This is a genomic window from Effusibacillus sp. SKA8, from assembly GCF_058273125.1.
In genome coordinates this window covers 151,722-165,192 of sequence record NZ_JBZCSF010000005.1, presented here as the reverse complement: position 1 = coordinate 165,192, position 13,471 = coordinate 151,722, and the positions used below count along the sequence as shown (strand labels likewise).

Annotated in this window: 10 protein-coding genes, 1 pseudogene and 1 riboswitch; of the genes and pseudogenes, 10 read left to right on the top strand and 1 reads right to left on the bottom strand. The window is 46.9% G+C overall.

Annotation, left to right across the window (positions count from 1 at the left end):
* The first annotated feature begins 331 nt into the window (after positions 1-331).
* From AC4ED1_RS06350 to AC4ED1_RS06330, 5 genes are all read left to right on the top strand, one after another.
* Positions 332-502: a cytochrome c oxidase subunit 2A gene (locus tag AC4ED1_RS06350; RefSeq protein WP_490936813.1), complete on the top strand. Its 171-nt coding sequence runs from the start codon at positions 332-334 to the stop codon at positions 500-502.
* 56 nt (positions 503-558) lie between these two features.
* Positions 559-1,026, top strand: coding sequence for a cytochrome c oxidase subunit II (locus AC4ED1_RS06345; protein ID WP_490936811.1), 468 nt, complete (start codon positions 559-561; stop codon positions 1,024-1,026).
* A gap of 23 nt (positions 1,027-1,049) precedes the next feature.
* A complete protein-coding gene (locus AC4ED1_RS06340) occupies positions 1,050-2,699 on the top strand; it encodes a b(o/a)3-type cytochrome-c oxidase subunit 1 (protein ID WP_490936809.1) in 1,650 nt (549 codons plus the stop codon).
* 121 nt (positions 2,700-2,820) lie between these two features.
* The gene (locus AC4ED1_RS06335; RefSeq protein WP_490936807.1) at positions 2,821-4,002 is read left to right on the top strand and encodes an aminotransferase class I/II-fold pyridoxal phosphate-dependent enzyme; all 1,182 of its coding nucleotides are present in this window, start codon (positions 2,821-2,823) and stop codon (positions 4,000-4,002) included.
* Between the two features lie 67 nt (positions 4,003-4,069).
* A complete protein-coding gene (locus AC4ED1_RS06330; RefSeq protein ID WP_490936805.1) occupies positions 4,070-4,447 on the top strand; it encodes a DUF3054 domain-containing protein in 378 nt (125 codons plus the stop codon).
* A 142-nt stretch (positions 4,448-4,589) separates the two neighbouring features.
* Here the strand turns inward: AC4ED1_RS06330 and AC4ED1_RS06325 are convergent, their stop codons facing one another.
* Positions 4,590-6,377, bottom strand: coding sequence for a WIAG-tail domain (locus tag AC4ED1_RS06325; protein ID WP_490936803.1), 1,788 nt, complete (start codon positions 6,375-6,377; stop codon positions 4,590-4,592).
* A gap of 226 nt (positions 6,378-6,603) precedes the next feature.
* Here AC4ED1_RS06325 and thrC point away from each other — a divergent pair, with 226 nt between their 5' ends.
* The 5 genes and pseudogenes from thrC (at position 6,604) to AC4ED1_RS06300 (ending at position 12,871) form a co-directional block, all read left to right on the top strand.
* Positions 6,604-8,007, top strand: coding sequence for a threonine synthase (thrC, locus tag AC4ED1_RS06320; RefSeq protein WP_490936801.1), 1,404 nt, complete (start codon positions 6,604-6,606; stop codon positions 8,005-8,007).
* Between the two features lie 664 nt (positions 8,008-8,671).
* Positions 8,672-10,633 (top strand): stalk domain-containing protein, encoded by a 1,962-nt coding sequence (locus AC4ED1_RS06315; RefSeq protein WP_490936799.1) that lies wholly within the window; start codon positions 8,672-8,674, stop codon positions 10,631-10,633.
* Between the two features lie 250 nt (positions 10,634-10,883).
* Positions 10,884-11,024, top strand: a pseudogene (locus AC4ED1_RS06310) (IS110 family transposase); the annotation flags it as partial.
* Positions 11,025-11,122: 98 nt separating this feature from the next.
* Positions 11,123-11,959, top strand: a complete 837-nt coding sequence (locus AC4ED1_RS06305) for a polysaccharide deacetylase family protein (RefSeq protein ID WP_490936797.1) — start codon at positions 11,123-11,125, stop codon at positions 11,957-11,959.
* Positions 11,960-12,037: 78 nt separating this feature from the next.
* Entirely contained in the window at positions 12,038-12,871 is an 834-nt protein-coding gene (locus tag AC4ED1_RS06300; protein WP_490936795.1) for a hypothetical protein, read from the top strand.
* A gap of 444 nt (positions 12,872-13,315) precedes the next feature.
* A riboswitch (SAM riboswitch) is annotated at positions 13,316-13,417 on the top strand.
* Positions 13,418-13,471: the final 54 nt, after the last annotated feature.

The following is a 13,471-nucleotide window of genomic DNA, read 5'->3' as shown; positions in this document are numbered from 1 at the left end:
CCGGGAGCGGCGAACCGCAAGTTTTTCACCACCCGAATGAATCAGGGTGGTTTTTGTTTTGGCGCGGGCAACTGTTCACGAAATGTTCGAAAAGCGGAAAATCCTTTGTGTATCAAGGTATTTTGAGCTTTAACGGCGTTGTTGATTGTCGAATAAGGGAATTCCCTGATACCCGAAAGAGCCATTTTGAATCTATACTGTACTTGGGATTAAAACTAAATTGTTATTTTTCTCTTGTGAGCAATTGTTTGAACGGATCACTTTGAACGGATCACACTGCTTTTTCTATCACATTTCACAAAATCGAATTCAGGTGAAAGGAGGGTTACGCATGAACCATACCACTCCCGGGCTTGACAACTCCGTTTCCCCGCAATTGCATGAAAGCAAAGGGGCGGAACAGTACTCCCTGAAAGGGGCGTTTGTCTCGTCGTTGCTTGTGGGCGCTTTTATCGTAGCCAGTTGGGTAGGCGTATTTTATCTCTTTTTAAGCAGACAGTAGAAACGTAGAAATGCAGGAATGCAGTCATCCAGTTTCTGAAACAAGGAGGTTCAGGCATGCACATCCATCGCACAGAGAAAATTTGGCTGGTTATTGGCGGCGCAATTGTAGTTGCTTTCATCGTTGCCCTTTTTGTGAACGCATTCGCCATGGGGATGACGCCGCCGAGCGATTTGCAAACGATCGATCCGAAAAAAATCGACCAAACGGCGCCTTTTGACAAACCCGGCTTGCGTAAAGTCGGAGACAAGAAATATGAAGCCGTCATGGTTTCCTATGCGTTCGGGTACAACCCTTCCAAAATTGAAGTTCCCGCCGGATCGACGGTAACTTTCATCAGCACCAGCAAAGATGTGGTGCATGGGTTTGAAATTCCGGGGACCGATGTGAACATGATGGTGGTTCCGGGAAATATCAACAAGGTTACCCAAAAATTTGACAAGCCGGGCGAGTATTTGATTTTGTGCAACGAGTACTGCGGTGCGGCTCACCATATGATGATGGCAAAAGTCATCGTGCAATAGGCGGAAAGGAGTGAAATGGGTACATGTCACAACAAGTAAGAGTGGAGCAGAAAGCGGCGAAGCTCAGTCTTTCGTATGTCCTGGTCGCGTTTGTCGGCTTTGGTGTGGCCGCGATCATGGGATTGCTGCAAGGGCTTGATCGTGCGCAACTTATTCAATTGCCCTCTTGGCTGAACTACTATCAGGTTTTGACTGTCCATGGCGTCATGATGGGGCTTATTTTTACAACGTTCTTCATCGTGGGGTTTCTGTTCTCCGGGATCGCCAGAGTCAGCGGAGGTTCGCTGACACCGACCGGCATGCGGTTGGGGTGGCTGGGATATTGGATGATGGTAATTGGTACCGTAATGGCTGCCATTACGATCCTCACGAATCAGGCGTCGGTGCTTTACACGTTCTACGCTCCGATGAAGGCGTCCCCCTGGTTCTACGTTGGATCCGCTCTGTTGGTTGTAGGAAGCTGGGTGGCGGGGTACGGCATGTTTGCCCATTACCGCACTTGGCGGAAAAACAATCCGGGAAAATTCTCGCCGCTGTTCATGTTTACGGCGGTGGCGACAATGGCGCTCTGGCAAATCGCTACCCTCGGCGTTGCTGCCGAAGTGGTATTGCAGTTGATTCCCTGGTCGTTCGGTTGGGTTGATACGGTGAACATCGTTCTCAGCCGCACGCTGTTCTGGTTCTTCGGACATCCGCTGGTATACTTCTGGCTGATGCCCGCATACATCACTTGGTATCTGATTATGCCGAAGATTATCGGCGGCAAGATCTTCAGCGATTCGATCACGCGTTTAGTCTTTATGATGTTTGTCATTCTTTCGACGCCGATCGGTTTCCACCACCAGTTGCTGGAGCCGGGGATCAATGAGGGATGGAAGTTCCTGCATGTCGCCCTGACACTGGCGATTGCGATTCCTTCCTTAATCACTGCGTTTACGATGTTTGCGACTTTCGAAATCGCCGGACGCTCAAAAGGCGCAACGGGGCTGTTCGGATGGTTTAAAGCGCTGCCCTGGAAAGATGCCCGGTTCTTCTCGCTGTTCGTTGCGATGCTGTGGTTTGTACCGGCAGGCGCCGGCGGGATTATCAACGCCAGCAACCAGTTGAACATCGTTGTCCACAATACCATCTGGGTAACGGGCCACTTCCATCTTACGGTTGGCACTGCGGTCGCTTTGACCTTCTTCTGCGTCAGCTACTGGCTGATCCCTCACCTGACGGGGCGGAAAATGACCCGGCTGACCCACGGTTTGGGCAGACTGCAAGCGGTTTTGTGGTCGATCGGAATGATCTTCATGTCCGGCGGAATGCATACTCTCGGGTTGCTCGGCGGTCCGCGCCGTACGGCCGGCACTACCTACATGAACGATCCGACGGCCCTCAGTTGGGTTCCGTGGCATAAAGTGATTGCGCTCGGCGGTGCTTTCCTGTTTGTCGCCGCGATGCTGCAAGTGGGGCTCGTATTCTACCTGGCGTTTAAAGCGCCGAAGGGCGAACAGGAGTATCCGATGGGCGAAGTTGCCGAAGAAGCGGAGACAACTCCGGGGATTCTCGAACGTTGGCCCGTATGGATCTCTGTAGCCACGATTTTGATCCTCGTATCCTACGGTTATCCGATCTTTGACTTGATTCAGAATCCGCCACCCGGGGTGTACGGAATTAAAACTTGGTAATTGGCGAAAGTATGTGGCATGCCTTCACAGGCATGCCATTTTGCTGTTTTGGAAATACTATCCTCCGTTTGATACCTTCAGAATACAGGTACCGTAACATCGGCCGCGAGGAGGAACGCGAATGCGCAGAGCAGAAAAGCTGGCGGGGCTGGCGCCGTATATCTTCGCCCAATTGGATGAACGGGTCTACCGGCTGCGGGAAGCGGGAAAAACGGATATCGTTGACTTTGGGAAAGCGGATCCTGACCATCCGACGCCGGACGAAATCGTCAAAAGGCTGCAGGAAACCGCCGCAGATCCGGAAAATCACCATTACCCCGCGTTTCAGGGTTCCCTTTTCTTACGGGAGAAAATCGCCGGCTGGTACAAGGAACGCTTCGGCGTGGATGTGGACCCTGACAAAGAGGTACTGGTTTTGCTCGGTTCCAAAGAGGGATTGTTTCACATCTCTCTGGCTTACATCGGTCCCGGGGATGTCGGCCTTGTGCCGGACCCCGCCTTTCCGGCTTATAACGACGGAGTTTTCTTCGCGGGCGGAGAGACGTATCGCATGCCGCTTTTGAGAAAGAACCGGTATCTGCCGGATTACGGCGCCATTCCGGCAGACATTCGGAAACGGGCCAAGCTGCTTTTTCTCAATTACCCGAACAATCCCACCGGGGTGCTTGCCCCTGCAGATTTTATCGAAAAAACGATCCGGTTCGCCCGGGAAAACGATGTGCTTGTCTGTTATGACCATGCCTATTCGGAGATCACCTTTGACGGGGTCCGTTCGAGAAGTTTTCTGGAATATGACGGAGCGAAAGAAGCGGGGGTCGAATTTTTCACCTTCTCGAAAGCGTTCAATATGGCGGGGTGGCGGCTGGGTGCCGCAGTCGGCAACGCGGAAGCGATCCACTCCTTGTTGGTGGTGCAAAGCCATATTCATTCGGGGGTGTTTGCGCCTGTCCAATTTGCCGGAGCCACAGCCCTGACGGGGGTGTGGCACAGCGACTTCGGCGAGGAGTTGCGGAAGGAATACCAGCGGCGGCGGGACTATGCCCTCGGCAAATTTCAAGCGATCAACTGGGAGGTCGGCAAGCCGGAAGGCACGGTGTACCTTTGGGTACCGCTCCCCGCCGGGATGGGTTCCGTGGACTTTGCCAACCGGCTGCTGGATGAATACTCGGTGGTGGTGGCGCCCGGCACAGCGTTTGGTGACGTGGGGGAAGGCTATGTACGCGTATCGTTAACCACTTCCTACGAGAATGTGGTGAAGGGAATCGACCGGTTATGCGAAGCCCTTCAAAAATGGGCAAATTAGTGGTTCTTTTTTATGGTATAATCATTCTGGTATGAGAATGATTTGAGACAGGAGACGGGGGGAACGGATGAAATTGTGGTTGCTGGTTCTCGGGGATATCGCAATGTTGATTCTTTTTGCGTTTCTGGGGCAGTCGGAACACAAAACGCTGACGACTTTCGGTGGGATTTTGGTGACGGCGGCCCCCTTTATCGTCTCATGGCTGTTGGTCGCTTTGCTGGCGGGATTGTATAAAGAAAAACATTATGAAAACTACCGGATGATGTTCAGACGGACGCTGCCCGTCTGGCTGCTGGCAATCCCCGGCGGCTTGGGGCTGCGGGCGCTGTATCTCGGCAAAGGGATTCCCTTTTCCTTCTTTCTCGTTGCGATGATCTCGAATTTTATCCTGTTGTTTGCGTGGCGCAGCTTGTATGTCTGGGCGGTTAAACGCCGGCACGCTTAGGGAGTGTCGGCAACTGTTGGCCGGAAATCAGTACGGCGAACAGGAGGCTCCGTTTTGGACGGAGCCTTTTCATTTTCATATTGGTGGCGTACCCGGTAGGAGCCATCTTGCAGGAACTGGAAACGGCTGTCCGACCGTCGGCTTACGTTTCGCAAGCCGTTTCCGGCTGCTCGACCGCATTTTCCGCTGGGAACCCGGTCAAATTCATTTTCTCCCCGATTGCAATCCAATTTGCAACCCCAAACAACTCGCTGCCGGGATTTCTTCGGATCACTGTAATCGTGGCCGTCTGATTGGTCTTCTCCGTTATGACCGCGTAACAATCCGGGTGGTTCGTAATGGCCACGATCGCAAAATTCGAATTGGCAAACGGTTCATCAAACACGATGACACACTTACTCGTTTCTTCATATTCGTCAAAGTGAAAGGAGGCGACATTAAATTGGTAGAGTGTATTCTTTTTGTTGGAATGAACAGGGTTGAATGTTAATTTTTCCTCCGTGATGGAGTGATTGGCCACATGTTGAGCGGTGATCGCTGCAAACGTGATTTTTTCGCCTGTAACGGACCGGTCTGCCATATGGTCGGTTCCTATGGAATTTTCCCGAATATGTTCGGAGGTAATTGCCCCTTCGTTAATGTGTAGGGAATCGATCGATTTGTCGGCAATCTTGTCTTTCGTGACGGAATGATCGGAAAGTTTGGAAGTGGTGACGGACAGGTCGATGATTTTATCGGTGGAGACCGATTCCGGTGCAAGTTTGGATGTGGTGATCGAACGATCCGCCAAATGGCGGGTGGTTACCGCTTCGTCTCCGATATGTTCGCTTTTTACGCTTTTGACACTCATATGTTCGGACTGGACGGTTCTTTCACGCAAATGCTGACTTGCAATGGAATTGGCTTGCAAATGGAGGAAGGAAATGCTTTTCGGACTTATTTTTTCTCCCGTCACGGCATCATTTGCCAGTTTATTGGTTGTAACAGCATCATCTGCCAGTTTTTCGGCGGTTACGGCAGAATCTTTTATCAGTTTGGCGGCAATCGCCTGGCTTGCAATATGTTCTTCAGCAATGCTGTTTTTTGCGATATGAGCGCCCTGGATGGTTTCGGGTGCGATATGGTGCCGGGAAATGGATTTTTCCCGGATATGATCGGACGAAATGCTTTTTAATGCGATCTTTTCTTCGGTAACAGACCCGTTACGGAGGGTTCGTGTGGTTACGGCCCCGTCTGCCAATTTCGCCGAAAGGACTGCTTGATTGGCCAGGTTATGGGTCCGAATGGCACCGTTTTTAATTTTTTCTGACGTAATGGATTGGTCTTGGATCAATTCGGCAGTAATCGACTGCTCCTGCAGATGTTTTGTCGTGATCGAACCTTCCGCAATCTTCATCGCGTCGATTGTTTTGTCTGCCAGTTTGTCTGAAGAGATGCTGTTGTCCATCAATTTTTCACCGGAGATGGAACGGTTGCGAATTTTTTCGCCTGTTATTTCAGAGTCGGCAATATGTTGATTCAAAATGGCATACGGTGAAATTTTAACGGAAGTCACGCAGTTGTTGGCCAATTTTGCGGCGTTCACCGCATAATCTTCCAAATTGTCCGTTCTGACGGCACCCGCTTTAATCTTTGAGGAATTGATGGCATTGTCGGCAATTTTTTCCGTTGTGACGACCTGATCGGTGAGGTTGTCGGTATAAACCAGAAAAGAGCAGATATCATCTTGCCGCTCCACAAATTGCAATGGCCGTGCAGCGAAATTTGCTTGCGCCTGTTCGGGAATCGCCTTTTGTTGCTGCAAGTCGGGTTCTGTCAAGTTCTCTTCAAATTCATCCCTATCCCAATACCAATGATCGAATGAAGAGGGGATGGACTTTTTGTGTTTGTCCCGGTGTTTGGCTCGACTTTTCTCTTTTTTTGACGGCATAGGGCGCTCCTCCTTTGAATTGTGCGTTTTACACAAACTTCGTTACTACCATATTCGGCCATTCGGGGCACCGGTACGGAATCATTTGAAAAAGGGTGAACACCTAACGGACGTGAGACTTACTCTTTGGGGGATCTTTGCGGGTGTGGTATGATGAGAACGAAAGAAACCGGGATTCCGGCGGAAAACGGTTTCCGAAAAAACAAATCGAGTGGGAGAGAGGCCAATGTTATACACGAGCACACGCGGAAAGGTGAAGAAATGCGGTTTCATTGACGCTTTTTTAAGCGGACTGGCTGATGACGGAGGGCTTTTTGTACCGGACACCATACCTGCCATACCGGAAAGCGAGTTAAACGGGTGGAGACATCTTTCCTACCGGGAGTTGCTGCTGAAGATTTTGACATACTATACCGGGGATGAAATTCCTTATGGCGATCTAAAAAAGCTGATCGAGGAGAGTTACGCCGGCTTTCGCAGTGAAGAAGCAACTCCCGTAAAAAACATCCATGACGGCCTGTATATACTGGAACTGTTCCACGGTCCGACGTTTGCGTTCAAGGATGTCGCACTGCAATTTATCGGCAACTTGTATGCCTACGTGTCGGCGAAATATGGCAAGGTGATCAACATCCTAGGTGCCACGTCGGGGGACACGGGAGCGGCGGCCATCCACGGGGTCAAGGGCAAAGCGGGAATCAAGATCTGTATTTTGCACCCCTATCAAAAAGTGAGCAAAGTTCAGGAACTGCAAATGACGACCGTTTTGGACGACAATGTGTTGAACCTGGCCGTAAAAGGGAATTTTGACGATTGCCAGCGAATCGTGAAGGACATCTTTTCCGATGTCGAATTGAAAAACAAGTATTCCTTAAGGGCGGTCAATTCGATCAATATCGTGCGAATTTTAGCCCAGACGGCTTATTATTTCTACGCTTATTTCCGGATTGCGAAAGAAGGATCCTTTGAAGACGTGGATTTTTGTGTCCCGACTGGAAACTTCGGCAACATCTACTCCGGCTATCTTGCAAGAAAAATGGGGCTGCCCATTCAGCGGCTGATTTTGGCTACGAACGAAAACAACATTCTCGAACGATTCGTCCACACGGGGGTCTACAAACCCGGGGAGTTCAAGAGTACGCACAGTCCGGCCATGGACATCCAGATTGCCAGCAACTTCGAGCGATACCTGTATTCCCTGCTGAACGGAGACAGCGCCGCCTTGGCCGCGTCCATGCAGCAGTTTGCCGAAAAAGGAGAAATTGCCGTTGACGGCGAAACGTTAAAAATCGTGCAGACAGATTTCGCATCTGTAGCGATCGACAACGAGAGATGCCTGGAAACCATAAAAGCGTACTACGACAGGTACGGATACTTGCTCGACCCCCACACAGCGTGCGGCGCAGCCGCGTACGAGGAAGCGGGAGGCGGCAACAAATGCGTTTTGCTTGCGACCGCTCATCCCGCCAAGTTTGACGAAGCCATCAGCCAATGCGGCATTGTCCAGCATTTTCCCGACGAAATCGCGGAATTGCAAGACAAAGAGCAACGGATAACGGTTGTGGAAAAATCAAAACAGGATGTGCTGGCACGGTTGGCCGATTTTTTTGATCAGTCACCAGGTGAGTAGAAAAGCCGGCTCCGATCTTTTTGGGATGTCCGGAAAGCCGGTGGAACGCGGCAGTCGGCTGGACGTTCAGCCGGACGTTTCGTTTGGCTTTGAACTGCACACGGTACGCGGCATGGCCAAAATAAAGATGAGATGCGGGCTAGCGCTATGCGTGACAGTGGCGATGGCGCTAGACCGATTTCCACCCACTTATGAGGACAGCTCCCGAAAAACATGCATCGTAAAAAGCTCAAAACACACTGTGTTTGTATCAGATTTTAAATTGGAGTAATTAATGTTAAAAAATATATGAAAATTTCATTTTTTACTTGTTTCCACCACTGTGTATGAGATAAAATGAAATTGTCTGTAATTGTTTTCCACTCAGGAGTATTGCTCTGTACGTCCAACCCGAATGACCCGTTTTTACTCCTGTTTTTACTCCATGTGTGCATACCTGCCTTCATGTTTTTCCCACATCTTAGAGTTCACAGAATGTATCCTAGTTCAGCTATCCTCTATAAGGGGGGCGATTCCATTCGAGATCACGAAGATAGGAGTCCATCCGTTGAGAACCACTTCATCAAATTGATGGAGGGACACGGAAAGAACCTCATGGCACAAAACCTTGAGGTTTCACTTGGCATGGCCGAGAACCTATCAACTTTATTAGGGGGAATTGGAAGTGTCGATTGCGATTTACAACCCAACCAGCCCAAAGAGCGGCGGATTGGTAAATCACTATGCGGGAGAATGGTCCGTTTCAAAAAAATCAAGTGTCGATGAAACAAAAAATTTAAAAAACCAAGGGGTCATTCTTCAAATTTCTCCCAATATCGATTCGAAATCGAAATCTTTTCTTTATTCCAAAGGAAAGATGAATGCAATGTCCGGGATCGCCTACGTTGCTTCAACTCCAAAACAAATCGGGCAAGAAGACGCCTATCTGCAAGGCGGCGTTACGTATATGTGGTCAAGAAAATTGGCTGACACTCTTGGTGTTTCCGCTTCATGGAATCAAGCGAAGGGCACGGTAAATATTGGCGGGTATGAATTCACACCTGCCAAAATCGAAGATGGAAAGTCTTTCGTCAAAATCAGGGAGGTCGCCGAAAAATTAGGGTTCGGTGTAGGGTGGGAAAGTTCCACAAGCGAATTGATGATCACCAAAACAACGGATAAGACACAGGCCGTAACAAGAGAAGTGTTAAGTATCAAACCCAAGGAGATCGAAGATGCCTATCTCAATAATGATACTGCGTATATGTCTTCAAAAAAATTGGCAGGTATCCTAGGGGTTTCCCATTCGGTTGACCCAGGGAAGGGGATCGTAAAAATGGGAGGAAAAAACTTCTCCATCTCGAATTCCATGAATGGACAAGCCTATGTCAAAGTTCGGGATGTCGTAAAAGCCCTGGGATATGATGCGGAATGGGATAATGGAAATGGTACGGTTACGATTACAAAAACAACTACCAAAACAGTACCTGTCAAAGAACAAATCGCAAAAATCAGACCGGATGGAACCGATGCATATCTTCAGAATGGATCGACCTATATGTGGTCCAGAAAGCTGGCTCAAACACTTGGTGTTTCAGTATCATGGAATTCAAACACCGGTAGAGTTGTAATTGGAGGACGGGAATTTACACCGGCAAAAGTTGTGGATGGAAAATCGTATGTTAAGGTTAGAGACGTCGCGGAAGCTTTAGGGTTTAATGTGGATTGGGATAATAATTCAAGTTCTGTTATCATTTCGAAAACAACCAAACGGACTCAGCAGGTGAAAGACAAGATTGCCACTTTCAAACCGCAGGAAATCGGCGATTCCTATCTTGATAACGGTACAACCTATATGTCAGCCAAAAAACTGGCTGATTCACTCAAGGTTTCTTATTCGGAGAGAAATGGCAGAGTTGAAATAGACGGAAAAGCATTTTCAATTTCAAATGTATTTGACGGTCAATCGTATGTAAAAGTTCGGGATGTGGCAGACGCTTTGGGATTGGGCATCATGTGGGATGGAAATCGCGGTATGGTTAAAATCACAAAAACAACTTTCGAACAAGTCCCGGTTACGACTGAAATCGCCAGAGTGAAGCCGAAGATCATTCAAGACACCTCTAAGGTTTATGTTACTGCCGATCAACTTAAACAACTTGGATGGGTTAATGTTAGTGATGAAATGTTAAATGATTTGAATAACTGCTTAGAGAGATATAATATAACTACTCCTCAGAGGCTAAGACATTTTATTAGTCAGTGTAGCCACGAATCAGGTGCAGGACGTTACACTAAAGAACTTGCTAGTGGAGAAGCATACGAAGGCAGAACAGATCTTGGTAATGTATATCCAGGAGACGGACCTAAATATAAAGGGGCTGGATATATACAATTAACTGGGAGATCCAATTATCAGCGTTTTGCAGATGCAATGGGTGATCCCAAAATCATGGATGGAGTAGACTATGTTTCATTAAAATATCCATGGACGAGTGCAGGATTTTGGTGGGATGAACACAACATGAATTCTCTTTGTGATCAGGGAGCGTCTGTAGAACGGATTACTCTGAAGGTAAATGGTGGCTATAATGGATTAGAGGATAGACGGAGATACTATAATCTTTGTACTGAAATTTTTAAATAGACCCCCATGCCGCTACGGCGGCACCATCAGATGATGAAAATGGAGTGGTTGCGATAGAATCAACTTGCGGCTGGCGAAGGCAGGTTCGTGACTCTATGGTGCTTGCGAGCCCGATTTTTAGACTGAACCCCAACGACCAGGTGTACCACAGATTGTGGCTCCGATTCGGAAGCACGCGGGATAGAATGATCCATAATGGTCGTTGCGCCAGCCCCTCAATTTAAAGCCGCAAGGAGTTTGACGGATATGAATATTCTATAGTCCCGTCTGCGGCCTTGATGTACACAAAAAGAACGTCGTGGCCTGTGTACTCACACCGGAAACAAAAGAAATCCGTACCTTCTCCACCATGACCAAAGACCTGTTGGCACTTGTCGATTGGATCAATAGCGTTAAATAATGCGGATAGTTTTTACATAGTGAGCTTTATATTTCCACAGCCGGAACAAGTCCGGAATAGTTTATAAGTAAGGAGAAGAGAATATTCGCATGGTGAAGAAAAATACCCTTATAACTCTATTAATATCATTTACCTTGATAATGTCATCATGCAGTCAAGGTAAGAATGATGCAGCTAATAAGCAAGCTATACCGGAGTCCGTAACTGAAAAAAACGACAAAAATATCAACAGCAATAAGAATCAGATCAATTCAGACAATTCAAAAGGTATCACCTATGGAATAACAAAAGAGAGCTATACGGATAAGGATGTCAAAATAAACTATCCTCAAATTACTAACTTAAGCGATAGCAATAAGCAGAAAATAGTTAATGACATAATAAAGAATGAGGCATTAAAGGTGTTAAACTATTACCCGCTGGTGGATAATGGGTTAACCTTGGAAATCAATTATGAGATTAAATGGAACAGTGCAAATCTGTTGAGCATCCAATACTCGGGGATAGGAAAGGTGAAAGATGCAGCCCATCCTAACAACATTTTTTATACAACGAATATAAATATCAATAAAGAAATTAGACTAAGATTAAAAGACCTTGTAATTATAGATAAGAGCTTTGTAGAAAAATTCAAGAATGGAGAATTCAAAGCATTGAAGTCTGAACATAATGGCGTACTGGATAAGTTTTCTAACGATGATTTAATAAAAAAGTTTAGCAAAGCGGACTCACTAGACAATATAGGTACTGAAAATCAGTCCGATACATTTAGTTATTTAACGAAGGATTCTCTAGGCATCAGTGTAAGTGTTAGCCACGCTGAAGGGGATCATGCGGAATTTGAAATAAAATATCGGGATATAGCAAAAAACATAAATGTTGAAAACGAAGTATGGAAAGCCTTCCCCGATTTACTTTCTAATTGACATAATTGCGTCCTGAGATAATTTGATATAACCAACCATTTTGTAGTGATAATGCTCGTTTAACGAGGAGTATTAATCATGAAACAAGTTTTTGTCTTGATTTTTGGGCTTCTTTTAATATCCGGATGTACCTCCCCTAAAGGGGGACAAGCTAACCAACAACCAATAGCGGTTACGGAAAGCAAGACAGAAAAACAGGTTGATCCTAAGGTAGAAAAACAAGTTGATCCTAAGGATGTAGCCCAGCCGGTTTGGTCGGGAACGTGGACTCGTTCCGGAGATTTCAATAGCGCCAAAATAGTAATAACAAACGAAAATGCTGGTGGTTTTGACTTTGTAATTGAAGCTTCGAGTGGTGGAAATACGGGCAAGATAAAAGGTACTGCCACTAAAAAAGGAAATACAGCCATTTATGAATCCGGAAATAATTGCACGATTACGTTTAATTTAACAGGTGAAGCTATAAAAGTTGATCAAAACCAGGGATGTTTATCATACGTTGGTATGGGAGTTACTTTTGATGGAACTTATCAAAAAAGTGTAGAAAAAGAAAACAAGATCGACTTAGTAAAGCTTGGTGTTTTTGAAAACTATGACCAAGATCAAAAATTTAAAGAACTAGTTGGAGATGATTATGATTTATTTATAGAGAGATTCAAATTAATTTCCGAACCCAAAAACTTAGATGATTTTGATGCAACTGTAAAATCAGGTTCAGTCAAGGGATTGTACACCATTATGGAAGCAATTGTCATGTCTGATTCTAAAGGGAAGTTTTGGGCTGCTCTCATTGATGATAAACAAGTTAAGTACTACACAAATGATAATTCCTACAAAACAAAGTTACCTAAGACAATTGAACAGTGGAGGCAAGGTTTTAAGAATTTGCCGATTGTATACATGAAAAAGTAATGTTGTTTGATGGTTATAAAAGCCTCGTCACCAGTTCCTAATCTCCTGCGCTTTACATCGACTCGGCGGAGGCGGTGACGGAACTGAAGATCCGGGCGGACATCTGATGGAGTGGTCGACGCAAAAGGAAATAAAGCGGTGTATGGTTACACGCCCGCAGAAGATCTCTCTGAAAAGAATTCTGGATGCCGCCAGACACTAAACCCGGTATGTATTTATGAATACAATGGACACCGGGATCCGGTGAAAGTATTCGATACCATCGGCAGAGTTGGAACTGACCTCCAATTTTTTCGGAATAGCCATATTTGCGGAACACACTGAGTGATTACGACGAACAACATCCCCCGGCTCCAAACAACACATGAGTGGATTGCGGGCGGCGCCTTGACAGGCTCTCCGATTTCATGCAAACTAAATAGAAAATCGAAAACGATTTTCATACTTCTATCCAGAGTGGTGGAGGGATCTGGCCCGGTGAAACCACAGCAACCGGTGTGCGCACACGGTGCTAATTCCAGCAGAACGAGTTCTGGAAGATAGGAGGAGCGGCATTCGAGCATACAGTCCTCTCTATCAGGAGAGGGCTTTTGTATTACG